Source organism: Pseudomonas sediminis (assembly GCF_002741105.1).
Classification (GTDB): Bacteria; Pseudomonadota; Gammaproteobacteria; order Pseudomonadales; family Pseudomonadaceae; genus Aquipseudomonas; species Aquipseudomonas sediminis.
Window position 1 is genome coordinate 230,692 of record NZ_NIQU01000001.1, and the last position, 24,863, is coordinate 255,554.

The window sequence follows — 24,863 nt, forward strand, 5'->3', positions numbered from 1 at the left end:
GCTCAATCCTCCGGTTTGAAAATGACGCGACGCTGCCTGTACCGACTGTCGAAGGTAGCGCGATCCAATTGTTGCATCTCGGGAATACGCCCGACGTTACGTACAGCTGCAACGGCCGAGTTGTCGAACGGTGCATCGCCACTGGAGCGCGATACGCTGGCGTTGGTCACGGTGCCGTCGGGCAGCATCTGGATCAACAACTCGACACTCATGCCGCGGCGCGCCGACATCGGTCGCTGCCAGTTCTCGGTAATCAGCTTGATGATCAGATCATCGAGGTTACCGGCCACCTGATCCCCATGGGTTTCAGCCAGCGCCTGCTGGTTCTGTACGTTGTCCGACAGCAACTCGGCCAACGCTGCCGCTTTCTGGTCTTCTGCCGCCTTGCGTCGGGCATCTTCAGCCTTGCGCTTGGCATCCTCGGCAGCTTTCTTCTTCGCTGCCTCGGCGGCTGCCGCCTTCTTTTTAGCCTCGTCTGCAGCGGCCTTTTTCTTGGCCTCTTCAGCGGCTTTTTTCTTCGCCTCTTCCTCGGCGCGCTTCTTGGCGATATCGGCCTGGCGTTTCTGCTCGGCGGCCTTCTCGGCCTCGGCTTTCTTCGCCGCTTCGGCCTTTCGAGCTTCTTCGGCCTGCTTTTGTTCCTCGGCTTTCTTGGCCGCGGCTACCTTCTGCGCTTCGGCCTGGGCCTGCTTCTGCTCTTCGGCTTTCTTCTGTTCCAGCCTTTCGGTCTCGAACTGTGGCGCCGAAGTCTTCTGCGCTTCGCCTGCAACCTTCTGCGTGGTCTGCGTGGTGGCCTGGCTCTGCGACTGCAACTGATACAGCGTAGCCTGCACCACTGGGCGTGCCGGTGGCAGTTCCGGGGTGAAGGCGAAACTGACGAACAGCATCGCGAACATCAGGACGTGCAGACCCACCGCCCAAACCACGGGCCAGAAGTAGCTTTCCGATTGCGAACGCTCGGTTTGCTGCATCAGGGAGCCTCGGTAATCAGTCCGACGTTGCCCACGTCGGCCTGCTGCAGACCGCCCATGGCCGACATCACAGTGCCGTAATCGACCGTGCGATCACCACGCACGAATACCTGCACCTGCTTACCCTGACGACGGTTCTCGGCAATGATCGCCGACACGGCCTGAGTCATCTGCTCGAGGGTCGAAGCACGTTCCTGCTCGGTATCGACGTCGACCTCGCTGCCCATGTTCCAGTAGTAGGTCTTGTCAGCCTTGATGGAAATGGTCAGCACCTGGGCGTCGTTATCCTGCGGCAGCGCTTCACTGCTGACCTTGGGCAGATCGACCTTGACGCCCTGATTGAGCATCGGCGCGGTGACCATGAAGATGACCAGCAGTACCAACATCACGTCGATGTAGGGCACCACGTTCATCTCGGCGACCGGTTTGCGTCTGTTGCGAATTCTCGCCATGGTTAAAACCTGTCCTCTTCGCTCGCCTTAGTCTTCCGAGGTGTGCACTTTGCGGTGCAGGATGGCCTGGAACTCGTCGGCGAAGGTGTAGTAACGGCCGATCAGCATTTCGCTGCGGGCAGAGAAGCGGTTGTAGGCGATGACCGCCGGGATTGCTGCGAACAGGCCGATGGCGGTAGCGATCAGCGCTTCTGCAATGCCCGGTGCCACGGTAGCCAGCGTGGCTTGCTGCACCTGAGCCAGACCGCGGAAGGAGTTCATGATGCCCCATACGGTGCCGAACAGGCCGATATAGGGGCTGGTGGAACCGACGGTTGCCAGGAACGGCAGAGCGGTCTCCAATTTTTCCTCTTCACGGGAGATGGCCACACGCATGGCGCGCGCCACACCGTCCATCACCGCATCCGGGTCGACGCCCTGCTGCTGACGCAGACGGGAGAACTCCTTGAAGCCGGCACGGAAAATCTGCTCCAGACCGGAATCCGGGTCCGGGTTGCTGCCCGCCTGGCGGTACAGTTTGGACAGGTCGATGCCGGACCAGAAGCGATCTTCGAAGTTGTCCAGCGCACGCTTGGCGGCGCGGATGGCATTGCTGCGCTGGAAGATCATCACCCAGGAAATGACCGAGGCGGCCACCAGGGTCAGCATGACCAGCTGCACCACAAAGCTGGCGTTACTGATCAGACTCCACATCGACATATGGTCAACGGCGTTAGCTTCCACGCTTACTCTCCTGCTGCAATTAAACCCGGCGCCTGCGTCCCGGCGAACGCATGTCGCAGGGTTTCGGGGATAGCCCGGGGTTTCAAGTTGTCGGCGCGCACACAGGCCACCAGAAACTGCCCTTCACAGAGCAGCACATCATCCGTAGCCCGCCTGACCTGTTGACGAAAGCGCAGGCTGGCACGGTTCAATTCGATCACATCGGCGCTGATCACCAGCTCGTCATCCAGTCGCGCCGGCGCGTGATAGCGCGCCTCGGCCGAATGCACGACGAACAACAGGCCCTCACCGGCAAGCGTCGACTGGGCATAACCCAGCTCACGCAGGCGCTCGGTGCGAGCCCGCTCCATGAATTTGAGATAGTTGACGTAGTAGACGATGCCGCCTGCATCGGTGTCTTCGTAATAGACCCGGCAATGGTGGCTGAACGGCTGGACTCCGTTTTGCGCGCGCATACTCTAGTCCCCGGCCTGCTGCTTGCCAATCCGGGCTGGTAACAATTTTTTCGTCATTCGTCACCTGCCGCGAAAAGATCACCAGCGACCTGCTCGCCAGCACGCTTGGGGATGTTCAGCCCGAAGTGCAGATAGGCATGACGAGTGACCACGCGCCCGCGCGGCGTGCGCATCATGTAGCCCTGTTGAATCAGATACGGCTCGAGCACATCCTCGATGGTATGGCGCTCTTCACCTATCGCTGCAGCCAGGCTGTCGAGCCCCACCGGACCGCCGTCGAACTTCTCGATCATGGCCAGCAGCAGGCGGCGGTCGGAATGGTCGAAGCCGCGCTCGTCGACATCCAGCAGATTCAGCGCCTGATCGGCGGTCGACTGAGAGATGTGGCCATTGCCGCGCACTTCGGCGAAGTCGCGCACACGACGCAGCAGGCGGTTGGCGATACGCGGAGTGCCACGCGCGCGACGGGCGATCTCATAGGCGCCCTTGGCTTCGATGGGCAGGCCGAGAATCCCCGCGGAGCGCGAGACGATAGTGGCCAGGTCGTCGATACCGTAGAACTCCAGGCGCTGAACGATACCGAAGCGGTCACGCAGCGGATTGGTCAGCATGCCGGCACGGGTGGTGGCGCCAACCAGGGTGAAGGGCGGCAGATCCAGCTTGATCGAGCGGGCCGCTGGGCCTTCGCCAATCATGATGTCAAGCTGAAAATCCTCCATCGCCGGATACAGCACTTCCTCGACCACCGGCGACAGGCGGTGAATCTCGTCGATGAACAGTACATCGCCGCTTTCCAGGTTGGTCAGCAGCGCAGCCAGATCGCCCGGGCGTTCAAGCACTGGGCCTGAGGTGCTCTTGATCGAGCTGCCCATTTCTTCGGCGATGATATTGGCCAGGGTGGTCTTGCCCAGCCCTGGCGGGCCGAAGATCAGCGTGTGGTCGAGCGCTTCGGCCCTACCCCGCGCAGCCTGAATGAACAGCGCCATCTGTTCACGCACGACGGGCTGACCGATGTAATCGGCCAGGCGCAACGGGCGAATGGCACGATCCTGCTGTTCTTCGCGCTCACGTGGGCTGGCGGTAATCAGGCGATCGGCTTCGATCATCAATAGGGTTCCACTAAACCATGCCGCGCAGCGCGCGTCGGATCAAATCTTCACTGCTCATGCCATCTTCCTTGACGGCAGCAACGGCTCGACTGGCTTCCTGCGGTTTGTAACCGAGGGAGATCAGCGCGCTGACGGCGTCATTCTCCGCGCTTGAGACTGCCTGAGCCAGTTGAGGTTCAACCACCAAGGGCGCAATGGACGGGATCGACTCCCAGGCCTTGAAGCGATCCTTGAGCTCGACCAGCAGACGCTCTGCAGTTTTCTTGCCGACTCCAGGCACCTTGACCAGCGCTGCGGTGTCCTGAGCCTGTACGCAACGCACCAACTCATCGACCTCCAGCCCCGACATCAATGCAAGCGCCAGCTTGGGGCCGACACCATTGAGACGAATCAGCTCGCGAAACAGCTCACGCTCGCGCTTTTCGAAGAAGCCATACAACAAATGCGCATCTTCACGCACCACAAGGTGGGCATGCAGGGTTACCGGCTCGCCCACCGCAGGCAGACGATAAAGGGTCGTCATCGGTACTTCCAGCTCATAACCGACGCCATTCACATCCAGAAGCAAATGCGGCGGCTGCTTCTCCGCCAGGGTGCCGCGCAAACGTCCGATCACCGCTGTTTCCTTTGATTCGATTACAAACGAAGGCGACCACCGCGCCGCTTGGCGCCGGCCAGCCCATGAGGAATGAGACTCTGTCGATGGTGCGCATGGCACAAGGCGATACCCAGGGCATCGGAAGCGTCGATCTGCGGCTTCTGCACCAACTTGAGCAGGTGCATGACCATCATCTGTACCTGCTGCTTGTCCGCTGCCCCGGTACCGACCACGGCCTGCTTGACCTGAGTGGCGGTGTACTCGCTGACTTCCAACCCAGCTTCCACTGCGGCGACGATGGCGGCGCCTCGCGCCTGCCCGAGCTTGAGCGCCGAGTCGGCATTGCGCGCCATGAACACCTGCTCGATGCCCATGGTCACCGGTCCATGGGTACGAATAACTTCGCTGACGCCGCGAAAGACGATCTGCAGGCGCTCAGCCAGCGGCCCGTTGCCGGTACGAATGCAACCCGACGCCACGTACTCGCAACCGCGCCCGGTATCACGCACCACGCCATAGCCGGTAATACGCGAACCCGGGTCGATGCCTAGAATCAGGGTCATATCAGCAACTGTCTATTTATCCAGTTGGCGAGTATACGGGGCTGCCAATGCGCCGTCACTCGTGGAGCACTGGTGAAACCAGAGAAAACCGCAGGGTGGGCCGGGCGGCGATCCGCTTCAGCCCACCTGGGTCGCGCTGCATGGCGGGCTTGCCCGGCCCACCCCAAGCATCCAGGCGATAAGCTGCTTAGCTCAGCTGCTCCATGATCTCGTCGGCCACGTCGGCGTTGTGGTAGACGTTCTGCACATCGTCCAGATCTTCGAGCATGTCGATCAGCTTGAACACCTTCTGCGCGGTTTCCAGATCGGCGATCGGCGCACTGATCGAAGGGATCATGGCGATCTCCGCTTCCTCGGCCTTGAAACCAGCTGCACTCAGCGCTTCGTTGACGGCATGAAATTCGGTGAAGCTGGTCGACACCAGGCCTGAACCGTCTTCGCCCATTTCCACGTCGTCAGCACCAGCCTCCAACGCAGCTTCCATCAGGGCATCCTCATCGACGCCCGGCGCGAAGCTGATCTGACCCTTGCGGTAGAACATGTAGGCGACCGAACCATCAGTGCCCAGGTTGCCACCGCACTTGGTAAAGGCATGGCGCACTTCGGCGGCAGTACGATTGCGGTTATCGGTCATCACCTCGACGATGATCGCCACGCCGCTTGGCGCGTAACCTTCGTAGCTGAACTCGACGACGTTGTCGGCTTCGTTGTTGCCGGCACCGCGAGCGATGGCGCGATCTATCACGTCACGCGACATATTGTTGGTCAGCGCCTTGTCCACGGCCAGACGCAGGCGCGGGTTGTCCGCAGGAATCGGGCCACCGTGCTTGGCGGCGACCGTCAGCTCACGAATCAGCTTGGTGAAGATCTTGCCGCGCTTGGCGTCTTGACGCCCTTTGCGGTGCTTGATGTTGGCCCACTTGGAATGACCGGCCATAACTCACTCCATCTATACGGTTTTCACAATTCCCGGGGCGAGAGCGCTAGAGTCTCCACACCCCATAACGAAGAAGCCTGGGATCTCCAGGCTTCTTTTGCAGGCTTATTCGGCCTTGGGTTGCTCGCGCAGACGGATATGCAGCTCGCGCAGAGACTTGTTGTCGACGATGCCCGGCGCCTGGGTCATGACACAGGCCGCGCTCTGGGTTTTCGGGAAGGCGATCACTTCACGAATCGACGAAGCACCGGTCATCAGCATCACCAGACGATCCAGGCCAAAGGCCAGGCCACCATGGGGCGGCGCACCGTACTTCAGTGCGTCGAGCAGGAAGCCGAACTTCTCCTGCTGCTCCTCTTCGCTGATGCCGAGCACGCGGAACACGGTCTGCTGCATGGCTTTGTCGTGGATACGGATCGAACCGCCACCCAGCTCGGTGCCGTTGAGCACCATGTCATAGGCACGCGACAACGCGGCGGACGGGTTGGCTTCCAGTTCCTCGGGGCTGCAGCTCGGCGAGGTGAACGGGTGGTGCATGGCGGTCAGGCTGCCATCGTCGTTTTCCTCGAACATCGGGAAGTCGACGACCCACAGCGGCGCCCACTCACAGGTCAGCAGGTTCAGATCATGACCCAGCTTGATACGCAGCGCGCCCAGGGCCTCGCTGACGACCTTGGCCTTGTCGGCGCCGAAGAACACGATATCGCCATCGACAGCGCCAACGCGATCGAGGATGACATTGATGTTGTCCAGCGGGATGTTCTTGACGATCGGCGACTGCAAACCGTCAACGCCAGCCGCGCGCTCATTGACCTTGATGTAGGCCAGGCCCTTGGCACCGTAGATGCCGACGAACTTGGTGTAGTCGTCGATTTGCTTGCGCGGCATGCTCGCCCCGCCCGGAACGCGCAGCGCGGTGACGCGGCATTTCGGATCGTTGGCCGGGCCGGCGAATACCTTGAACTCGACGTCCTTGAGCTGATCTTCCACATCCACCAGTTCCAGCGGAATGCGCAGGTCCGGCTTGTCCGAACCAAAGCGGCGCATGGCTTCGGCCAGGGTCATGTGCGGCAGTTCGCCGAATTCGACGCCCAGCACTTCCTTGAACAGGTTGCGCACCATGGTCTCGGTGATGTCCATGATGTCTTTTTCATCGAGGAAGCTGGTCTCGATGTCGATCTGGGTGAATTCCGGCTGGCGGTCGGCACGCAGGTCTTCGTCGCGGAAGCACTTGGCGATCTGGTAGTAGCGATCGAAGCCAGCGACCATCAACAACTGCTTGAACAGCTGCGGCGACTGCGGCAGGGCGAAGAAACTGCCGGCGTGGGTGCGGCTCGGTACCAGATAGTCGCGCGCACCTTCAGGGGTAGCGCGGGTCAGGATCGGCGTTTCGACGTCAAGGAAGCCATTGTCGTCCAGGTAGCGACGGATACTCGAAGTGATGCGCGAGCGCAGCTTGAGCTTCTCGGCCATTTCCGGACGACGCAGATCGATGAAGCGATAGCGCAGGCGGGTTTCTTCGCCGACGTCGGTGTATTCGTTGAGCGGGAACGGCGGGGTTTCCGCCTCGTTGAGCACTTCAAGCTCGTAGCCCAGCACTTCGATGGCACCGCTGGCCATGTTGGCGTTGCGCGCGCCTTCCGGACGCAGGCGCACCTTGCCAGTGATCTTGACTACATATTCGCTACGTACACGGTCGGCCTTGGCGAAGGTCTCGGCACGATCAGGGTCGAATACCACCTGAGCTAGGCCTTCACGATCACGGATATCGAGGAAAATCACCCCGCCATGGTCACGGCGACGGTGTACCCAGCCGCAAAGGGTGATTTCCTGGCCATCCAGGCTCTCGTTCAACTGGCCGCAATAGTGGCTGCGCATCATGATCGTGTTTCGCTTCTCTGAGGTCTTGGATAGGTCAGGCAGCCCCCAACGCCCTGGGCAGGAGCTACACCGCAGCGAACGTCCAACCGTACGCCGCGCTTCGATAAAGAGCGGGATTATATAGCGTAAATCGTCATGACGCAGCCGCCCGGCAGATGCCTTCTATAAATGAAGAGCGCCTCTCGCCTAGAGAAAGACCATGGACCAAGCCCCTCGCAACGAGCAACCCCAGCGCTCTGCAGGAGGGTTTCAGCCCTGCCCCAGCCAATGTAGTTTCAGCGCAGCAAGCATTTTGCCGCACACAAGATTGACGCCCAGCCAGGGCAAGCTTTATTGGCCCCAGCTGAACCGTACGCTATCAATAGCCTCTAACCATCGCTTTCATTGATATAAGCCAAGATCACCCCGACGCCCTGCGTGTTAGGCTCTCATCAACATTGCGGGATAGACACCCTGGGCTCACCTGAAAGGAGAAAAGCCATGGAAATCAATATCGGAATCGCCGAACAGGATCGCGCCGCCATCGCCGAAGGCCTCTCGCGCCTGCTGGCTGACACCTACACCCTGTATCTGAAGACCCATAACTTCCACTGGAACGTCACCGGCCCGATGTTCAACACCCTGCACCTGATGTTCGAAGGTCAGTACACCGAGCTGGCCCTGGCGGTTGACGCAATCGCCGAACGTATCCGCGCTCTGGGCTTCCCCGCTCCAGGCACATACGCCGCGTACTCCCGCCTGTCCTCGATCAAGGAAGAGGAAGGCGTACCCAGCGCGGACGAAATGATCAAGAAACTGGTACAGGGCCAAGAGGCTGTCGTACGCACTGCGCGCGGCATTTTCCCGCTGCTGGACAAGGTCAGCGACGAGCCGACTGCCGACCTGCTGACCCAACGCATGCAGGTGCACGAGAAAACCGCGTGGATGCTGCGCAGCCTGCTCGCTGCTTGAGATGCTCAGAGGCCCGGTAATCCGGGCCTTTTCATTAGGCATGCAGCCCTGCCCTGATCTATGCTCTGGCCAATCGTCATTGAGTTTCCGACATTCATGAGTCAGCCAGCCAAACCGCCCAGCATCATCGATTTGTATCCGGAGGAAACCCGCGAGGCGGCCGAACTCCTGAAGCAAGCCGTGCCACTGATGATGCGTCACGACATCCCACCAAACCCGGTGCACTATGCACTGTGGTACACCTACAGCAGAGGCAGCGAACCCGAGCTCAACCGCCGCCTGGACAAGGTGGTCGAAGACTTCGACGTATTCCCGCCGGAAACCGCCAGCCGGCTGTTCCGCGACTACATTATCCGCGGCGAGCTGGAAGAAGCTCGCGCAGGCCAGCAGCAGGTAATCGAACTGGTCGATGACATCGAAGGCGACGTCTCACGCAGCGTGATCGGTGGCCAGCATTACCAGCAGAGCTTGAACCATGGCCTGAGCGCACTGCAGGAGCCCATCATCGATGACCTACCCAGCGTGCTCAGCGAACTGCAGGAAAGCACCCAGCTGATGCAAGACCAGCAGGAAAAATTCCTCTATCGCCTGCGCGCCGCACAGCAAGAAATCACTCACCTGCGCAGCCAGCTGGAGCGCGCCCATCTTGCAGCAACGCTCGACAGCCTGACCCGCGTATTCAACCGCCATGCTTTTACCCGCTTACTGGAACGCGCACTGGACGAATCACAACAGGGCCTGGCCCTGGTGATTCTGGATATCGACCACTTCAAACAGTTCAACGACCAGTACGGCCACCCACTGGGTGACCGCGTACTACAACACGTCGGACAATTATTGCGCGAACTGCTGCCACCGCAGGCGTTTGCCGCACGCTACGGCGGCGAAGAGTTCTGCGTGGTGCTGCGCAACTGCGCCAACCTCAACGAAGTTCTCGATTTCGCTGAGCAACTGCGCCACAAGATTCAGTCGCTGAGAATCAAGGTCAGGCGCACAGACCAGGTTCTGGACAGCATCACTGCGTCCTTCGGCTGCGCCATGGCCGAAGAAGACGACACATTCGAATCGCTGCTCACGCGCGCCGATGACGCCCTTTATCAGGCCAAACGCGCCGGGCGCAATCAGGTTCACCCGATTACCAGCGAAACGATGCTAAGCGCTTGATTTGAGAAGCCCTCGGCTTTGCTGTTAAATAGCCTCGCGCGCCGCGCTACCATCCTGCGGCGCCACCAACCTTGTTTACAGGCGCGCCACGGCCGTTCAGCTGGCCATTAGCAACGTGCGCTCTCTCCGCAACACCGTGAGTCATCATTCGATCAGTGAGTTCATCAAAGATGTTGAAGATTGCCCATCTCGTGACAGGGTTCGCCGCCCTACTGCTGTCTGCCGTACCCGGTTTGTCCACTTCCTTTCTTACCACGCCGGATGCCATCTATCTGGCCCTGACCGGCTTGCTCAACCTGCTTGCCGCATCGCAGCAACAGACTCTCCCCGCCGCGCGCCAACAACTACTGGGGCTGTCCTCGGCTCTATTGATATTGGCTGCCGTGGTACAGAGCTTGATCCTGCTTGCCCCGCTGCCCAGCATCGGCAGCCAGCCCGCCATCTGGCTGCCGCTGCTGACCCTGGTTATCGCCGTGGCGCTGAGCCTTGCAGCACAACTGAGCAGGCAGCCGCGTAGCACAGAGCAACGCCCGTCCGCACCACAAGCTAGCGCCAGCACCAGCGCTCCCCAGGATGATCGCGAAACCGGCACGGTCAAGTGGTTCAATACCTCCAAGGGCTTCGGCTTCATTTCCCGCGACTCGGGTGACGATATCTTCGTTCACTTTCGCGCCATTCGTGGCGAGGGCCACCGCGTCCTGGTCGAAGGCCAACGCGTGGAGTTCTCGGTCATGCAGCGCGACAAAGGTCTGCAGGCTGAAGACGTGATCGCAGCAGCCCCTTCGCGGCGCTGAGCGGTACGCAAAGAAAAGCCCGGGAAACCGGGCTTTTTCATATCAATAGTGCGGTGGCGGGGCCTCATCTTCGGCAGTACCGGCCTGGCTACTCAGCTCTTCCTGGCGTCGCGCCAGAACCGTCAACTGCAACTGCATCCGCTCGATGCGCTTGCTCTGCTCGACCAGCTCATCGTTCAGCGCCTGAATGGTGTCATCCTGAAAAGCCAGACGGCTCTCCAGCTCCATGATTCGCGATTCAAGGCTCATGCAAAGGCTCCGGCGAACTGAAGGTCCTCCGCCAACACAGAGCGCAGCTTATCGACGACCTGACCCGCCTGCTGCTCACTATAAGGCTGCGCCGGATGCCGCCCCCATACCGGAGCAGGCCAGGAAGCATCCTCACGTCGACGCACGATCACATGCATATGCAACTGGCTGACGACATTGCCAAGCGTGGCGACGTTCATCTTGTCGGCCGCGAAGATGTCCTTCAGCGTTTCGGCCAGCAGCGTGGTTTCCTGCCACAGTTGTCGCTGATCATCAGCGTCGAGCTGAAACAACTCGCTGACCTCTTCACGCCGAGGAACAAGGATGAACCAAGGGTAATTGGAGTCATTCATCAGCAGCAAACGACACAGGGGAAAGTCCCCGATCACCAGGCAATCCTGCTGAAGGCGTGAATCCAGAGCGAACATGATGAGCTTCCTTATTAATAAAGCGTAACCCCAGCGGGAGGGGAGCAATGGCGCGCAGCATACGCTGGCTCAGCCGAGAGTTCACCCGACGACCACGCACCACCCCAAGGCAGCTTGAACACATACGCACCGCAGGCGTGCACCATTTTGTTTCTTCCCGTAATGGACAGTGCCAAGCGTTACCGGTTAATGCGCAGGCAATGAGCTAACGGCACCTGCTGACAGCCAACCGCAGACCTCGACAACCCCTGACGAATCAGCACCAAAAGCAGCGCCGGCGCCACCGCGAGCGCTGCTCTGCGCCTAAAAATCAAGGTTTTAGCAAGACAGGCAGGTTTTGAGCACGACTTTTGCTAACTGTGAAAGCAATGCCCGGCAAGCCGTGCAGTCGATCAATCAAGCGGTCCCAGGCACCTCAGAACCGCAAAAACGTCGGTGCGACAAGACGCAAGTGCAGAACTATAGATTTGCGACATTTTTCTTCACTCGATGCGACACAAGCATGAACGAAGTCGTAACGAATAGACTGCAACTATCGCCAATATTGGCTGCGTGCTATAAGTTATCGCCGACACAAAAAGAAAGAGCTGTCCATATAACAAAACAGTGGACAGCGCAACTCTTCTAAACCCAAGGAGCAATCACGATGCAAGTGATGAAGTGGAGCGTAATCGCCCTGGCAGTAGCCGCGGGCACCAGCCAAATGGCCGTGGCGTCCAGCCAGTCCGAGTCGAATGGCTTTGTTGAAGACAGCAGCCTGAACGTTCTGAGCCGCAACCTGTATTTCTACCGCGACTTCCGTAACGATCCGTCTCGCAGTGACGATCCACAAGAGTGGGGTCAAGGTTTCATCGCTACCTATGAGTCGGGTTTCACCCAAGGCACCATCGGCTTTGGCGTTGACGCTATTGGTCTGCTGGGTATCAAGCTGGACAGCGGCAAGGGCCGCGCTGGTTCGGGTCTGTTCCCTACCGGTAGCGATGGACGCTCGCAGGATGATTATTCCGAAGCAGGCGGTGCAGTAAAACTGCGTCTGTCCAACACTGTGGTGAAATATGGTGATCAGTTCACCGCTCTCCCAGTTCTGAGCACTGACGACAGCCGTCTGCTGCCTGAAGTTGCTGAAGGTTTCCTGGTAACCAGCAACGAGATTGAAGGCCTTGAGCTGAATGCCGGCCGGTTCACCGCGATCAACGCACAGAACCAGACCTACCACGACAGCCTCGGCCTGAAAGGCGCTGACGTATTCGGCGGCACGTACAGTTTCACCGATGACCTGTCTACCTCGCTGTACTACTCCGACGTAGAAGACTCGTTCAAGAAGTATTACGGCAACGTCAACTACACTTTCGGTATTAGCGAAGGCCAGTCCCTGAACTTCGACTTCAATATCTACAAGACTGACTACGACAAAGAGTACACCAACACCGGCAAGAGCGAAGACAACACCATTTGGAGTCTCGCTGCGGCCTATAACCTGGGCGCTCACACTTTGACCGCGGCGTACCAGAAGTCCCACGGCGGCTATACCTTCATCAACGATGACGGTGATGCCGAAACTCGTGGCTACGACTATGGCGTTGACGGCGGCGGTACTGTTTGGCTCGCCAACTCCGTACAGCGTTCGGACTTCAATAGCAAAGACGAGAAATCCTGGCAGCTCCGCTACGACTTGGATTTTGCTGATTTCGGCGTACCTGGCCTGAAATTTATGGCTCGATACATCAGCGGTTCGGGTGCTGACACTGGCGCTACCAACAACGGTAAAGAGTGGGAGCGTGACCTTCAGGTCGGCTACACTATTCAGAACGGCCCAGCCAAAGACCTCAACATGCGCGTACGTCAGGCCACCTATCGTAGCAGCGATGGCGTTTACTACGGCTCCGGCGACATCGACGAAGTTCGCGTAATCCTCGAGTACCCGCTGAGCATCCTGTAATTTCAGGAATCAGCTGATAGTCGAATAAAAAAGGCCCGGGAAACCGGGCCTTTTCTTTTTTCAAAAATTTTAGTAATCACATAGGCAACGCGTAAGTCCCCGTCACATGCGCTACCAGTTCATCCTCATTCCTGGCCGAATATAACGAAACTTCGCAAACCGCCTGACGCCGGCTCAAGCGCAGTATTCGCGCCTCTGCCAACAAATCCACCGGCTGAGGTTTGACCAGAAAGTTGATATTGAGATTGGACGTCACCGCCATCTCCACGCGGCCGAGGCGCCCCAGCACCACCGCATACATCGCCGCATCCCCCAGCGCCATGATGGTCGGACCGGAAAGTGTGCCGCCCGGACGCACCAATTTGGCGTGAAAAGGCACGCGTGCCAGCACACCCTCCTCGTCCAGCCGGTCGATCCGCAGATCGATATCCTCGGCCATCGGCAGCCCCATACGAATCAGGTTCTGAACCTCAAGTGCAGTCAATCCCACTCTTCAATCCTCCCGGCACGCGCAGTAGCACTTTCGCGCCTGCACCCGTCCTGTACGCCACTGTATAGGCACCGTACAATGCCGGCCTATTCCAAGCCCTAGCAACCGACAGAACGGCCAAACATGCGTACCAGTCAGTTCCTGCTCTCGACCCTGAAAGAAAACCCTTCCGATGCCGTGGTGATCAGCCACCAGCTGATGCTGCGTGCCGGCATGATCCGCAAGCTGGCCTCCGGCCTGTACACCTGGCTGCCGATGGGCCTGCGCGTGCTGCGCAAGGTCGAGACTGTGGTGCGCGAAGAAATGAATGCAGCCGGCGCACTGGAAGTGCTGATGCCAGCCATCCAGCCTGCCGAACTGTGGCAAGAGTCCGGTCGCTGGGTGCAATACGGCCCCGAGCTGCTGCGGGTAAAGGATCGTCACGATCGCGAGTTCTGCGTCGGCCCGACCCACGAGGAAGTGATCACCGATCTGGCCCGCAACGAGCTGAACAGCTACAAACAGCTGCCGATCAACATGTACCAGATCCAGACCAAGTTCCGTGACGAGATCCGTCCGCGCTTCGGCCTGATGCGTGGCCGCGAGTTCATCATGAAGGACGCCTACTCCTTCCATGCCGACCAGGCTTCCCTGCAGGAAACCTATGACCGCATGCACCAGGCCTACTGCAACGTATTCACCCGCCTGGGCCTGAACTTCCGCCCGGTACAGGCCGATACCGGCTCCATCGGCGGCACCGGCTCGCACGAATTCCACGTACTGGCCGACTCCGGCGAAGACGATATCGCCTTCAGCAATGTCTCCGACTACGCCGCCAACATCGAGAAGGCCGAAGCCATCCCTCGTGAGACAGCGCGCAGCGCGGCTACCGAAGACATGCGCCTGGTCGACACGCCCGACACCAAGACCATCGACGCACTGGTTCAGGGTTTTGGCCTGGCCATCGAGAAGACCATCAAGACCCTGGTGGTGCACGCTGCCGAAGAAGGCAAGCTGATCGCCCTGATCGTCCGTGGTGACCACGAGCTGAACGAGATCAAAGCTGCCAACCTGGAGCTGGTTGCCAGCCCGCTGCAGATGGCCAATGAAGCAGAGATCCGTGCGGCCATCGGTGCAGGCCCTGGCTCGCTGGGCCCGGTCAACCTGCCGATCCCCTGCATCATCGACCGCAGCGTAGCGCTGATGAGCGATTTCGCTGCCGGTGCCAACATCGAAGACAAACACTATTTCGGCGTCAACTGGGAGCGCGACCTGCCGCTGCCTGAGGTTGCCGACCTGCGCAATGTCGTCGCGGGCGACCCCAGCCCGGATGGCCAGGGCACCCTGGAAATCAAGCGCGGCATCGAAGTCGGTCACATCTTCCAGCTCGGCACCAAGTACAGCGAGGCGATGAACTGCCAGGTGCTGGGCGAGAACGGCAAGCCTGTAACCCTGACCATGGGCTGCTACGGCATCGGTGTATCCCGCGTCGTGGCTGCTGCCATCGAACAGAACTTCGACGAGCGCGGCATTCGCTGGAACGACGCCCTGGCGCCCTTCCAGATCGCCCTGGTGCCTCTGCGCTATGAAACCGAGCAGGTTCGCGAAGCCACCGACAAGCTGTATGCCGAGCTGACTGCCGCCGGTTACGAAGTGCTGTTGGATGATCGCGACAAGAAAACCAGCCCCGGCATCAAGTTCGCCGACATGGAGCTGATCGGCATTCCGCACCGCGTGGTCGTCAGCGACCGTGGCCTGGCCGAGGGTAACCTCGAGTACAAGAGCCGCGCCGAAACCGACGCGCAAGCGGTGCCGCTGGCCGACATTCTGTCCTTCCTGCAAGCCCGTATCAGCCGCTGATAACGCCTTACCGAGACATCATGCACACGAGCAACAACCTTCGCCTCATCGGCGCCGCCCTGTGCGGCGCCCTCTTTCTCAGCGGCTGCGCCAACCAGCTGCCGCAGCGTAGCGAGCATGAGGAGCGCGTCGAGCGCAAGCTGCTGGATCACCAGTTGCAGATTGATGCTGGCGAACCCAAGGTGCTGGAGCTACCGCAGCGCCGCGTGCGCGTGCATGATCAAAAGAGCTACGAGGTCACAGCTTTCGAAGTGACCCGTCGCTACGACCGCTACACGCCTTACCAGCCCTGGCGCGAGATCTATGAAGTGCCGATGGGGGCAGTCGCGGTGGTGGCCGGCGTGGGCGCCAACATACTCAACGTGGTGTTGCTCGGCAGCTTGCCGGAAACCGCGACCCGTGACTGGATCAGCTACGGCATGGCCGGCCTCAACCCGTTCATGAACGTCGAGTCCAACGGCCGCGCGGAACAGAACCTGGCGAGTATCGATGAGCTGCAGCGCGACCGTCGCATGGAATACACCAACCTGCCCTGGTCCGAGCGTCCTGTGCAGGTCAAGGCAGGTGACCAGCAGTTCGAGCTGCTCACCGACAGCAGCGGCGTGCTGCGCCTCAATCTGTTGGACAGCCCCTTCACCGAACAAGACATCACGCGCCTGAACACGCTGCAGCTAAGCGTCGAAGACCGCCTTGGTGACGATGTCGCACGCGCCGATACGACCCTCATGGTCAGTCATACCTTGCGCGGTAAGCTGCGTGAAGCGCATGACCTGATCTTCGACGACCTCGAGGGTGGCGATGTCGCCCAGTGGGTACACCGGGTCAAGCGCCTTTCTGATCTGGGTCTGGAAGAGGAAGCCAGCGAGCTGGAGCAGAGCCTGATCGAACTGACCCGCAACGACCCTGAGTTACAGGATGCCTTCCTCAAGGCTCTGCTCAAGGATGCAGGACGTCTGGCCGCCGACCCAGCCAACTGAGTGCCCCACCCCGGCTCTTAGGTCATCGCAGGGCAATCCAGGCCCTCACCTAGACTCGATGCGCATGGCGCATACAACCGGGCAGCGCTGCTCGCTATACCATCTGTAATGCTTGCTTGCGACGCGGCGGCGGGAAGGCCGCGTCGAGCAGGGCCAGGTCATCCACACTCAAGGTTATCGAAGCTGCCGCTGCGTTATCGCGCAGGTGCGCGCTGCCGACAGCCTTGGGGATGGCTATTACGCCCTCCTGCCTGATCGTCCAGGCCAATGCCAGCTGAGCCGGCGTCACCTCATGCCGTTGGGCCACCTCGAGTAATGCGGGCTCGTGCAGCATTGCGCCAGCCTGGCTAAGCGGACAGTAGGCCATCAGCGGCATAACGGCACGCTGTTGCCAGGGCATCAGGTCATACTCGATGCCACGCGCCTCCAGGTTGTACAGCACCTGGTTGGCGCAGCATGCCGGCTGGTCCAGCTCCAGCAGGTCATCCAGGTCGAAGTTGGAAACGCCCCAAGCGCCTATTTTGCCCTGCGCTCGCAGCAACTCGAAACCTTCGACCGTCTCGGCAAGCGGATAGCGCCCACGCCAGTGCAACAGGTAAAGGTCGATACGCTCGCATCCCAGGCGCTTCAGGCTGCGCTCACAGGCGGCCTGAACGCCCTGCAGGCTGGCGTTGTGCGGGTAGACCTTGCTGACCAGGAACACCTCGTCACGACGACCGGCGATGGCATCTCCCACCACCTGCTCGGCGCCACCCTCGCCATACATTTCGGCGGTGTCAATCAGGCTCAAGCCCAGGTCCAGTCCTTCGCGTAGTGCTGCCACCTCACGCGCGTGCTGGTGCCGGTCTTCGCCCATGCGCCAGGTCCCCTGGCCTATCACCGGCACCTGTACGCCGGCCAAGTCAATTTTGCGCATCGATTTCTCCCGTACAGGTCGTTACCAGGTCGTACCCCTCATCGCGCCACTGCACGAAACACAAGCCGTGGCCAAAGGGATCGCTCAGCGTGACCAGCCGTCCCCAGTCATATTCATGAATGTCACCCTCCTGCCGAGCGCCAGCAGCGATTGCCCGCGCCAATGCAGAGTCAAGATCATCGACCACCAGGTCCAAATGCAGCGGCATCCAGTGACGATGGTAATCGCGCCGCACGTGCGCCTCTGCGCACGCCTGGCTGGCAGCCGCCTTGTGTATCAGATAGAGCGGCACGGCAGCGCCTAGCATCTCCACCACCGTTCCGTCGAACAACCTGCGCCCGACGCTCAAGCCAAGCGCCTGCTGGTAGAAGGCAACTGCCGCTGGCAGATCGGGAACATCGAGGTTGAGCAGCAGTTGCATGATCAGAGCGGCTTGAGCAACAGCAGCAAGGACACCGGCTGAACACTCTCGGGGTGCAGCGGCTCCTGCAGCCATTCGAGACGCCAGCCGGTTTCAGCGATCAGCGTCAGCCAGGATTGCAGAGTGCGGAAGAACCAAGGCATGGGCGCCTGAAAGCCCTCTCCGAAGCCGACGAAGTCCTCCACCCGCCAACCGTCCTGGTAAGGCTCGCCATGACTGGCACGCCAGGGGTGCAGTGTCTGAATCAGCAGGCTGCCGCCAGGCACTAGTAACTTTTGCAGGCTGCGCAGAATAGGCTGTAGCGGCTCTTCGAGCAGGGCGAAGTTGCAGACCAGCACCTCGAAACGCCCGAGTTGCTCGGCGTGTTCTTCCAGTTCGGCATAGCCGCAGACGCGATACTGACTGCGCCCGTCGCAGGCTGCACGAGCCGCCTCGATCAACGGCGCCGAAGCGTCCACACCGACCGGTTCGATACCATGTTCGGCCAGCCCGCGGCACAGCCAACCCTCGCCGCAGCCGATATCCAGCACGCGTTTGGGTTGCAGCGCCAGCACAGCCTGGATGATCGCAGCATCGGTGACCAGGCGGCGACTTTCGATGCGCTGTTCACGCACTGCGGCAGCCCAGGCATCGGCATTGGCCTGCCAGCTTTGCTGGAGCTGTTCTCGATGGTCGCGCTGCATGCCGATTCCCTGCATCTGTGCGTTGCAGCGAGTCTAGCAGGCCAGTCCATCATCCAGGTACAACCCAGGCAATGAGTGGAAACGGCCAGCCAGACGGCGCGCAAGGGTCTAAGCTGATAACAAGACAGACGAGACAACCGCAGCCCAGCCGGCCCAAGGTCAGCATCCGGCAAGAGGCAATCTCGCGGCTTTGAATGATGCTGACAGGCCAGGCCGGTGATTTATGGGCGCATCATGGCAACGTAATCCACAGCAACCTGACCTCACCTCCTCGGCGAGCACGCAGGGCAGGACGAAGTCGGCCAATGTTGGAAGGCATCACTGGCGCCTGACAATCTATCTGTTACTGGTCCTGCTGGTGCTCGCGGTTACCGCCCTGCTGGTGTTCGAGTCGCGCAGCGCCCACTTTCAGTCACGCGAGCTCAGTCGCTATGCTGCTGACCTCACGTACAAGGTCGAACCAGGCCCCAGCGAGCGCATCATCTACCCGACCGATGGTCCCTTCGACAAACGCCAGGGCTATGCCTACCTGCCACTGATGCTGGAGCGCCTGCAGCAGCGCGATTATCAGGTCACCGAGCAGTCGCGCTTCTCCGAACAACTGATGGCCTACAGCCGCCGCGGCCTGTTCCCGCCCTTTACCGAGAAGAGCCAGAGTGGCCTGAGCATCAGCGATTGCCGTGGCACGCCGTTCTACGAATTTCGCTACCCGCAGCAGGGTTATGCCGACTTCGCCAGCATCCCGCCGCTGGTGGTCAGCAGCCTGCTGTTCATCGAGAACCGTGAGCTGCTCGACCCCGCGCAACCGCTGGCCAACCCGGCGGTGGACTGGCCGCGCTTCGCCATGGCGGCGCTGTCGCAGCTTGGCAAGATGCTCGACGTGCAGGACCAGTCCGCCGGGGGCAGCACCCTGGCCACGCAGCTTGAGAAATACCGCCACTCCCCGGATGGGCTGACGCTGTCCGCCGGGGAAAAGCTGCGGCAGATGATTTCCGCCAGCGTGCGCGCTTATCAGCACGGCCCGGAAACGCTCGAAGCGCGTCAACGCATCGTCCGCGACTACCTCAATAGCGTGCCGCTGTCTGCAGCACCCGGTCATGGTGAGGTGAACGGCCTGGCTGACGGCCTGCGCATCTGGTACGGCGCCGACTTCGAGCGCAGTAACGCCCTACTCGATCCGCGTCGCTCGCCCGACACCAGCCTTGCCGAGCGCGGCCTGGCCCTGCGGCAGATGCTGTCATTGATGATCGCCCAACGCCGGCCCTCCTATTACCTCGCACAAGGGCGCCGTGACATGGAGGCACTGACCGAAAGCCACATACGCCTGCTCGCCAGCGGCGGTCTGATCGATGCCGACCTGCGCGATGCCGCCCTCACACAGAAACTGCAGTACCGCGACTGGCAACAGGAGCCCAACCTGCGCGCCGTGGAGAGCGACAAAGGCATCAGCGTGGCGCGCTCGCGCCTGTCCAATCTGCTGGGCATGCCACTCTACGATCTCGATCGCCTCGACCTGTCCGCACGCAGCACCCTGCAACGCGAGCTGCAGCAGCAGACCAGTACCTACCTGCAGAACCTGGCCGATCCAGAGTTCGCCGGCAAGATCGGCCTGTTCGGCGAGCGCCTGCTGTCACCGGAGAAAACCGCGGAAGTGCGCTATAGCTTCACCCTGTTCGAACGCACCCCAACCGGCAGCCGGGTACGGGTGCAGACCGACAGTACCGACCAACCCTTCGACATCAACGAGGGCAGCAAGCTGGAGCTTGGCTCCACCGCCAAACTGCGCGTATTGGCCACCTATCTGGAGATCATCGCCGAGCTGCATCAGCGCCACGCGAACAAGAGCCCGACCGAGTTGCGCCAAGTGGACATCGCCGAGCAGGACTACCTGAGCCGCTGGTCCGTGGGCTACCTGCAAGCCAACCCGGGGGCAGATCTGGCCAGCATGCTCGACGCCGCGCTGGAGCGACGCTACTCGGCCAACCCGAACGAGCGCTTCTTCACTGGCGGCGGCCTGCACACCTTCGGCAATTTCCGCCGCGAGGACAACGGTCGTAACCCGACCCTGCGCGAATCCCTGCGCGAGTCGATCAACCTGCCCTTTGTACGCCTGATGCGTGACCTGGTGCGCTATAGCACCTACCAGAACAGCGCCGAACTGCTCAAGGACGACAAGGACCCACGCCGCCAGGAATACCTGCAGCGCTTTGCTGATCAGGAGGGGCGCACCTTCCTTCTGCGCTTCTGGCGCAAGTATCAGGGCCAGCCGCAGCAGCAGCGCCTGGAGACGTTCATCAGCGGCCTGCGCCAGACCTCGGTACGCCTGAGCGCCGTGCACCGTTACCTGCTGCCGCAGGCTGACGAAGCCACCTTTGCTGCTTTTCTGCGGGCGCAACTGCCCCAGGAGAGACTCACCGACCAACGCATCACACGCCTGTATCAGGACTATGGCCCCGGCGCTTACAGCCTGCCGGACCAGGGCTATATCGCCCGCGTCCACCCGCTGGAACTCTGGCTGCTGGGCTACCTGATCAGCAACCCGCAGGCGACCTTCAGCGACGCTGTGGCCGCCAGCATCGACGAGCGCCAGGAAGTCTATGGTTGGCTGTTCCGTAGTCGGCACAAGAGTGCGCGCGACAGCCGCATCCGTATCATGCTGGAGGTCGAAGCCTTCTCCGATATTCATCGGCGCTGGCAGAACCTGGGTTATCCCTTCCAATATCTGGTGCCCTCGCTGGCCACCGCACTGGGCAGCTCCGGTGACCGGCCAGCGGCTTTGGCCGAGCTGATGGGCATCATCCAGAACGACGGCATTCGCCAGCCAGTGCTGCGCATCGACGAACTGCATTTCGCCGCCGATACGCCTTATGAGACGCGAGTCGAACGGGATATACACGTCGGCAAGCGGGTGATGCAGTCCGAAGTGGCTGCGGCATTGCGCAATGCCCTCTCGCAAGTGGTGGAAGGCGGGACCGCGCGGCGCTTGCAAGGCACTTTCCAGTTACAGGACGGCCATAGCCTGACGCTGGGCGGCAAGACCGGCACCGGCGACAACCGCATCGAGAGCGTCGGCCCTGGCGGCCGGGTAATCAGTTCGCGCGCGATGAACCGCACGGCGACCTTCGTGTTCTTTCTCGGCCCGCGGCACTACGGCACCCTGACCGCGTTCGTGCCAGGACGCGAGGCCGAACGCTTCACCTTCACCTCGGCGTTGCCGGTGCAGGTGCTCAAGGGCATGGCGCCGATCCTTGCGCCCTACCTCGAACCCGGCAGCGCCACCCTGTGCGATACGCCGATGAGCCCACCACAGATCAGCCGGTGGTAATACCTGGTAACCACAGCGGCCGGCCCCTGGCGAAACCCGGCATCGGATATGCAGTCCATGGCTGCATTATCCGTTGCCGTTCATGAGTACGCCGATGCCCTCACCCTGGTTAGCCCTGCTGCGCCGTCGTCGCCTGAGCCTGATGTTTCTGGGCTGCCTACTGGTATTGCTGCCGATAGGCTGCGCCAAACTGGAGCAGACCGAACGCGAGCTGGTGTTTCGCATCGAGCCCGGCACCGCCCGCTGGTTCAGCGGCCTGCCTGCAGGCGTCGAGGACGTGCAACTGCAATCCCCTGACCTCACTGCCGAAGAGAGCCTGCATGCCTGGTGGTGGCCGGCCGCCCGCAAGGATGCCCCGACGCTGCTCTATCTGCATGGCTCACGCTGGAACCTGACCGGCCAGCTGTTTCGCATCGAACAGTTGCATGCCATGGGCTTCTCGGTCTTGGCGGTAGACTACCGCGGCTTCGGCGAAAGCCGTGGCGCCTTGCCCTCCGAGCGTAGCGTCTACCAGGACGCCCTGATCGCCTGGCAGCATCTGGTGCGCCTGCAGCCCGAGGCGAACAAGCGCTTCATCTATGGTCATTCACTGGGTGGCGCCGTAGCCGTCAACCTAGCGCACGAGCTGGCGAGCGAAGAGGAAGCCGCGCAGGCCGCCGGCCTGATCGTAGAATCCAGTTTCACCAATCTGGGCGATGTGGCGGCCGCGGTTACCAACACCTCGCTGCCGGTGCGCTGGCTGCTGTCGCAGGAGTTCGATTCACTGAGCAAGATCGGCGATGTCGGCATCCCGGTGCTGATCGCTCATGGTCGCGATGACCGCTACGTACCGTCACGCTTCAGCCAGGCGCTGTTCGACGCGGCCAGCGAGCCCAAGCAGTTACTGCTGATCGACGGCGCCAACCACAACAACAGCCTACGCATGGCCGGTAACAGCTACCGCCAGGCCTTGCGGGCTCTGGGGCTCGAACTTAACTGAAGTGCTGCAGGTAGAGCTGCTCCACCTTGGCCCGTGCCCAAGGCGTCTTGCGCAAGAAGGTCAGACTCGACTTGATGCTCGGCTCATGTTTGAAACAGCGCACGTCGACCTGATGGGCAAGGCCATCCCAACCGATGCGGTCCACCAGGGCGTTGAGAATCGCCTGCAAGGTCAGGCCATGGAGCGGGTCATTGCTGGTCATGAGAGCATCCGTCAACAAAAGTGCGCCTATCTTAGAGCCAGAAACGAAAAAGGCGATGACTGCCTGGCAATCATCGCCTTCGGTTCAAGCCAGCAGCGTTACACCGACTTGTATTCGCTCTCGGCCTTGTCGAAGCGGCTCAGCATCGACTGGCTCGGTGCCTGACCGATACGGCTGAAGATGACGATGGCCAGAGTGGCGAGAATGAAGCCCGGAATGATCTCGTACAGGCCCAGACCGATCCAGTTCTTCCATACGATCACGGTGGCAGCACCGACCAGCATACCGGCCAGAGCGCCGTTGCGGGTCATACCCTTCCACAGCAGGGAGAGGATCACCACCGGACCGAACGCAGCGCCGAAGCCGGCCCAGGCGTAGGACACCAGGCCCAGTACGCGGTTTTCCGGGTTGGCAGCCAGAGCGATGGCGATCAGTGCCACCAGCAGCACCATGGCGCGGCCGACCCAAACCAGCTCGGTCTGCGAAGCGTCTTTACGCAGGAAAGCCTTGTAGAAGTCTTCGGTCAGCGCACTGGAGCACACCAGCAACTGGCAGCTCAGGGTACTCATCACCGCCGCCAGGATGGCGGACAGCAGGATACCGGCGATCCACGGGTTGAACAGCAGCTTGGCAAGTTCGATGAACACGCGCTCCGGGTTCTCAGCGACCGGGCCGGCGACTTCAGGGTGCGCCGCGAAGTAGGCGATACCGAAGAAACCGACAGCAACAGCGCCAGCCAGGGTCAGAATCATCCAGGTCATGGAAATGCGGCGAGCAGCCGGGATCGACTTGACCGAATCAGCAGCCATGAAGCGCGCCAGGATGTGCGGTTGGCCGAAATAGCCCAGGCCCCAGGCCATCAGCGAGATCACACCGACGAAGGTCGCGCCCTTGAGCATGTCGAAGTTGGTCGCGTCGACTGCCTCGATGGCGGCCATGGCTGGATCGAAACCGCCGGTGGCGATCATCACCACGACCGGGGTCAGGATCAGCGCGAAGATCATCAGGGTGGCCTGTACGGTATCGGTCCAGCTCACTGCCAGGAAGCCACCGATGAAGGTGTAGGCGATGGTCGCAGCAGCGCCGGCCCACAGCGCGGTCTCGTAGGACATGCCGAAGGTGCTCTCGAACAGGCGAGCACCGGCCACCACACCGGAGGCGCAGTAGATGGTGAAGAACACCAGGATCACCAGCGCCGAGAAGATGCGCAGGATGCGGCTGTTGTCTTCGAAACGGTTGGTGAAGTAGTCCGGCAGGGTCAGGGCGTTACCGTTGTGCTCGGTCTGCACACGCAGACGGCCGGCAACGAACAACCAGTTGAGGTAGGCGCCGATGACCAGACCGATGGCGATCCAGCTTTCGGAGATGCCAGCGACGAAGATCGCGCCAGGCAGGCCCATCAGCAACCAGCCACTCATGTCGGAAGCGCCGGCGGACAGTGCGGTAACGAAGCTACCGAGACTGCGGCCACCGAGGATGTAGTCGGAAAGGTTCTTGGTACGCAGATAGGCGATCAAGCCGATCAGCACCATGGCTGCGATGTACACCACGAAGGTGACGAGCATTGGAGTACTAGCTGTCATTTGGGGGGCTCCCCTCTCGTTTGTTGTTCTTGGGCACCGTGCCCAGCTTGGCAAAGCGCACCCGTTTTTGCGGATGCGGGCTCCGGTCTCTCTTCCTCGTCACACCGATGTCTGGTGAGCACGTTCAGGGGCAGATACCGGCGCAGTGAAATCTCCACCACTTCGTCACAGCATCGGCACGTGCCTGAGCACTTTCCCTGACCTCCCTGGCTTGCGCCTGCGGCCACCGAATCGCGT

Annotated in this window: 25 protein-coding genes; 8 read left to right on the forward strand and 17 right to left on the reverse strand. The window is 60.9% G+C overall.

Annotated elements, in window-relative coordinates:
* Positions 1 to 2 precede the first annotated feature (2 nt).
* The 9 genes from tolA to aspS form a co-directional block, all read right to left on the reverse strand.
* Positions 3 to 971: a cell envelope integrity protein TolA gene (gene tolA / locus CDO35_RS01180; protein WP_099522200.1), complete on the reverse strand. Its 969-nt coding sequence runs from the start codon at positions 969 to 971 to the stop codon at positions 3 to 5.
* Positions 968 to 1,420 carry a protein TolR gene (gene tolR, locus CDO35_RS01185; protein WP_021488348.1) on the reverse strand — a complete coding sequence of 151 codons (453 nt, stop codon included), beginning with the start codon at positions 1,418 to 1,420 and terminating at the stop codon, positions 968 to 970. Before tolR ends, tolA begins: the two co-directional genes overlap by 4 nt.
* 27 nt (positions 1,421 to 1,447) lie before the next feature.
* Entirely contained in the window at positions 1,448 to 2,143 is a 696-nt protein-coding gene (gene tolQ / locus CDO35_RS01190) for a protein TolQ (RefSeq protein WP_099522201.1), read from the reverse strand.
* Positions 2,144 to 2,145: 2 nt separating this feature from the next.
* Positions 2,146 to 2,598, reverse strand: a complete 453-nt coding sequence (ybgC, locus tag CDO35_RS01195) for a tol-pal system-associated acyl-CoA thioesterase (protein ID WP_055983695.1) — start codon at positions 2,596 to 2,598, stop codon at positions 2,146 to 2,148.
* Between the two features lie 53 nt (positions 2,599 to 2,651).
* Entirely contained in the window at positions 2,652 to 3,704 is a 1,053-nt protein-coding gene (gene ruvB / locus CDO35_RS01200) for a Holliday junction branch migration DNA helicase RuvB (RefSeq protein ID WP_099522202.1), read from the reverse strand.
* 13 nt (positions 3,705 to 3,717) lie between these two features.
* Positions 3,718 to 4,323, reverse strand: a complete 606-nt coding sequence (gene ruvA / locus CDO35_RS01205) for a Holliday junction branch migration protein RuvA (protein WP_017677959.1) — start codon at positions 4,321 to 4,323, stop codon at positions 3,718 to 3,720.
* Positions 4,324 to 4,343: 20 nt separating this feature from the next.
* Entirely contained in the window at positions 4,344 to 4,868 is a 525-nt protein-coding gene (ruvC, locus tag CDO35_RS01210) for a crossover junction endodeoxyribonuclease RuvC (RefSeq protein WP_017361755.1), read from the reverse strand.
* A gap of 187 nt (positions 4,869 to 5,055) precedes the next feature.
* Complete coding sequence (locus CDO35_RS01215) at positions 5,056 to 5,805, reverse strand: YebC/PmpR family DNA-binding transcriptional regulator (RefSeq protein ID WP_099522203.1); 750 nt, start codon at positions 5,803 to 5,805, stop codon at positions 5,056 to 5,058.
* 105 nt (positions 5,806 to 5,910) lie between these two features.
* The gene (aspS, locus tag CDO35_RS01220) at positions 5,911 to 7,686 is read right to left on the reverse strand and encodes an aspartate--tRNA ligase (protein ID WP_099522204.1); all 1,776 of its coding nucleotides are present in this window, start codon (positions 7,684 to 7,686) and stop codon (positions 5,911 to 5,913) included.
* Positions 7,687 to 8,166: 480 nt separating this feature from the next.
* Here aspS and CDO35_RS01225 point away from each other — a divergent pair, with 480 nt between their 5' ends.
* From CDO35_RS01225 to CDO35_RS23135, 3 genes are all read left to right on the forward strand, one after another.
* Complete coding sequence (locus CDO35_RS01225) at positions 8,167 to 8,637, forward strand: Dps family protein (protein ID WP_099522205.1); 471 nt, start codon at positions 8,167 to 8,169, stop codon at positions 8,635 to 8,637.
* A 96-nt stretch (positions 8,638 to 8,733) separates the two neighbouring features.
* Positions 8,734 to 9,801, forward strand: a complete 1,068-nt coding sequence (locus CDO35_RS01230; protein WP_208019925.1) for a GGDEF domain-containing protein — start codon at positions 8,734 to 8,736, stop codon at positions 9,799 to 9,801.
* Positions 9,802 to 9,971: 170 nt separating this feature from the next.
* Positions 9,972 to 10,595, forward strand: coding sequence for a cold-shock protein (locus CDO35_RS23135; protein ID WP_099522207.1), 624 nt, complete (start codon positions 9,972 to 9,974; stop codon positions 10,593 to 10,595).
* Between the two features lie 42 nt (positions 10,596 to 10,637).
* Here the strand turns inward: CDO35_RS23135 and CDO35_RS01240 are convergent, their stop codons facing one another.
* Both CDO35_RS01240 and CDO35_RS01245 read right to left on the reverse strand, forming a co-directional pair.
* Positions 10,638 to 10,844: a SlyX family protein gene (locus CDO35_RS01240; protein WP_099522208.1), complete on the reverse strand. Its 207-nt coding sequence runs from the start codon at positions 10,842 to 10,844 to the stop codon at positions 10,638 to 10,640.
* A complete protein-coding gene (locus CDO35_RS01245) occupies positions 10,841 to 11,272 on the reverse strand; it encodes an HIT family protein (RefSeq protein ID WP_099522209.1) in 432 nt (143 codons plus the stop codon). The genes CDO35_RS01240 and CDO35_RS01245 overlap by 4 nt, the downstream gene beginning before the upstream one ends.
* A gap of 646 nt (positions 11,273 to 11,918) precedes the next feature.
* Between CDO35_RS01245 and CDO35_RS01250 the strand changes: the two genes are divergently transcribed.
* Positions 11,919 to 13,211 carry an OprD family porin gene (locus tag CDO35_RS01250; RefSeq protein ID WP_099522210.1) on the forward strand — a complete coding sequence of 431 codons (1,293 nt, stop codon included), beginning with the start codon at positions 11,919 to 11,921 and terminating at the stop codon, positions 13,209 to 13,211.
* A 76-nt stretch (positions 13,212 to 13,287) separates the two neighbouring features.
* Here the strand turns inward: CDO35_RS01250 and CDO35_RS01255 are convergent, their stop codons facing one another.
* On the reverse strand, positions 13,288 to 13,695 hold the full coding sequence (locus CDO35_RS01255; RefSeq protein ID WP_099522953.1) for a PaaI family thioesterase: 408 nt from the start codon (positions 13,693 to 13,695) through the stop codon (positions 13,288 to 13,290).
* Positions 13,696 to 13,824: 129 nt separating this feature from the next.
* Between CDO35_RS01255 and CDO35_RS01260 the strand changes: the two genes are divergently transcribed.
* On the forward strand, positions 13,825 to 15,540 hold the full coding sequence (locus CDO35_RS01260; RefSeq protein ID WP_099522211.1) for a proline--tRNA ligase: 1,716 nt from the start codon (positions 13,825 to 13,827) through the stop codon (positions 15,538 to 15,540).
* 20 nt (positions 15,541 to 15,560) lie between these two features.
* Positions 15,561 to 16,517: a hypothetical protein gene (locus tag CDO35_RS01265; RefSeq protein WP_099522212.1), complete on the forward strand. Its 957-nt coding sequence runs from the start codon at positions 15,561 to 15,563 to the stop codon at positions 16,515 to 16,517.
* Positions 16,518 to 16,611: 94 nt separating this feature from the next.
* On the opposite strand, the gene CDO35_RS01270 is transcribed toward CDO35_RS01265, so the two are convergent.
* The 3 genes from CDO35_RS01270 to CDO35_RS01280 are packed head-to-tail and all read right to left on the reverse strand — an operon-like array spanning position 16,612 to position 18,537.
* A complete protein-coding gene (locus tag CDO35_RS01270) occupies positions 16,612 to 17,433 on the reverse strand; it encodes an aldo/keto reductase (protein ID WP_099522213.1) in 822 nt (273 codons plus the stop codon).
* Positions 17,420 to 17,854: a VOC family protein gene (locus CDO35_RS01275; RefSeq protein WP_099522214.1), complete on the reverse strand. Its 435-nt coding sequence runs from the start codon at positions 17,852 to 17,854 to the stop codon at positions 17,420 to 17,422. Before CDO35_RS01275 ends, CDO35_RS01270 begins: the two co-directional genes overlap by 14 nt.
* 2 nt (positions 17,855 to 17,856) lie before the next feature.
* Entirely contained in the window at positions 17,857 to 18,537 is a 681-nt protein-coding gene (locus CDO35_RS01280) for a class I SAM-dependent methyltransferase (RefSeq protein ID WP_099522215.1), read from the reverse strand.
* Positions 18,538 to 18,760: 223 nt separating this feature from the next.
* On the opposite strand from CDO35_RS01280, the gene CDO35_RS01285 reads away from it, so the two are divergent.
* Both CDO35_RS01285 and CDO35_RS01290 read left to right on the forward strand, forming a co-directional pair.
* Positions 18,761 to 21,862 carry a transglycosylase domain-containing protein gene (locus tag CDO35_RS01285; RefSeq protein ID WP_099522216.1) on the forward strand — a complete coding sequence of 1,034 codons (3,102 nt, stop codon included), beginning with the start codon at positions 18,761 to 18,763 and terminating at the stop codon, positions 21,860 to 21,862.
* Between the two features lie 94 nt (positions 21,863 to 21,956).
* Positions 21,957 to 22,841: an alpha/beta hydrolase gene (locus CDO35_RS01290; RefSeq protein WP_099522217.1), complete on the forward strand. Its 885-nt coding sequence runs from the start codon at positions 21,957 to 21,959 to the stop codon at positions 22,839 to 22,841.
* Here CDO35_RS01290 and CDO35_RS01295 read toward each other — a convergent pair.
* Together CDO35_RS01295 and putP are read right to left on the reverse strand one after the other, a co-directional pair.
* Complete coding sequence (locus CDO35_RS01295) at positions 22,834 to 23,043, reverse strand: VF530 family protein (protein WP_099522218.1); 210 nt, start codon at positions 23,041 to 23,043, stop codon at positions 22,834 to 22,836. The two genes, CDO35_RS01290 and CDO35_RS01295, sit on opposite strands and share 8 nt — an antisense overlap.
* 98 nt (positions 23,044 to 23,141) lie before the next feature.
* A complete protein-coding gene (putP, locus tag CDO35_RS01300; protein WP_099522219.1) occupies positions 23,142 to 24,626 on the reverse strand; it encodes a sodium/proline symporter PutP in 1,485 nt (494 codons plus the stop codon).
* Positions 24,627 to 24,863 lie beyond the last annotated feature (237 nt).

Coding starts and splice junctions, on each gene's coding strand:
- CDO35_RS01275 (WP_099522214.1), bottom strand. CDS start 17,854: ATGCAACTGCTGCTCAACCTCGATGTTCCCGATCTGCCAGCGGCAGTT.
- CDO35_RS01285 (WP_099522216.1), top strand. CDS start 18,761: ATGGGCGCATCATGGCAACGTAATCCACAGCAACCTGACCTCACCTCC.
- CDO35_RS01260 (WP_099522211.1), top strand. CDS start 13,825: ATGCGTACCAGTCAGTTCCTGCTCTCGACCCTGAAAGAAAACCCTTCC.
- CDO35_RS01265 (WP_099522212.1), top strand. CDS start 15,561: ATGCACACGAGCAACAACCTTCGCCTCATCGGCGCCGCCCTGTGCGGC.
- CDO35_RS01245 (WP_099522209.1), bottom strand. CDS start 11,272: ATGTTCGCTCTGGATTCACGCCTTCAGCAGGATTGCCTGGTGATCGGG.
- CDO35_RS01295 (WP_099522218.1), bottom strand. CDS start 23,043: ATGACCAGCAATGACCCGCTCCATGGCCTGACCTTGCAGGCGATTCTC.
- CDO35_RS01290 (WP_099522217.1), top strand. CDS start 21,957: ATGCCCTCACCCTGGTTAGCCCTGCTGCGCCGTCGTCGCCTGAGCCTG.
- CDO35_RS01240 (WP_099522208.1), bottom strand. CDS start 10,844: ATGAGCCTTGAATCGCGAATCATGGAGCTGGAGAGCCGTCTGGCTTTT.
- putP (WP_099522219.1), bottom strand. CDS start 24,626: ATGACAGCTAGTACTCCAATGCTCGTCACCTTCGTGGTGTACATCGCA.
- CDO35_RS01225 (WP_099522205.1), top strand. CDS start 8,167: ATGGAAATCAATATCGGAATCGCCGAACAGGATCGCGCCGCCATCGCC.
- tolR (WP_021488348.1), bottom strand. CDS start 1,420: ATGGCGAGAATTCGCAACAGACGCAAACCGGTCGCCGAGATGAACGTG.
- aspS (WP_099522204.1), bottom strand. CDS start 7,686: ATGATGCGCAGCCACTATTGCGGCCAGTTGAACGAGAGCCTGGATGGC.
- CDO35_RS23135 (WP_099522207.1), top strand. CDS start 9,972: ATGTTGAAGATTGCCCATCTCGTGACAGGGTTCGCCGCCCTACTGCTG.
- ybgC (WP_055983695.1), bottom strand. CDS start 2,598: ATGCGCGCGCAAAACGGAGTCCAGCCGTTCAGCCACCATTGCCGGGTC.
- CDO35_RS01250 (WP_099522210.1), top strand. CDS start 11,919: ATGCAAGTGATGAAGTGGAGCGTAATCGCCCTGGCAGTAGCCGCGGGC.
- ruvC (WP_017361755.1), bottom strand. CDS start 4,868: ATGACCCTGATTCTAGGCATCGACCCGGGTTCGCGTATTACCGGCTAT.
- CDO35_RS01230 (WP_208019925.1), top strand. CDS start 8,734: ATGAGTCAGCCAGCCAAACCGCCCAGCATCATCGATTTGTATCCGGAG.
- CDO35_RS01280 (WP_099522215.1), bottom strand. CDS start 18,537: ATGCAGCGCGACCATCGAGAACAGCTCCAGCAAAGCTGGCAGGCCAAT.
- CDO35_RS01270 (WP_099522213.1), bottom strand. CDS start 17,433: ATGCGCAAAATTGACTTGGCCGGCGTACAGGTGCCGGTGATAGGCCAG.
- CDO35_RS01215 (WP_099522203.1), bottom strand. CDS start 5,805: ATGGCCGGTCATTCCAAGTGGGCCAACATCAAGCACCGCAAAGGGCGT.
- ruvB (WP_099522202.1), bottom strand. CDS start 3,704: ATGATCGAAGCCGATCGCCTGATTACCGCCAGCCCACGTGAGCGCGAA.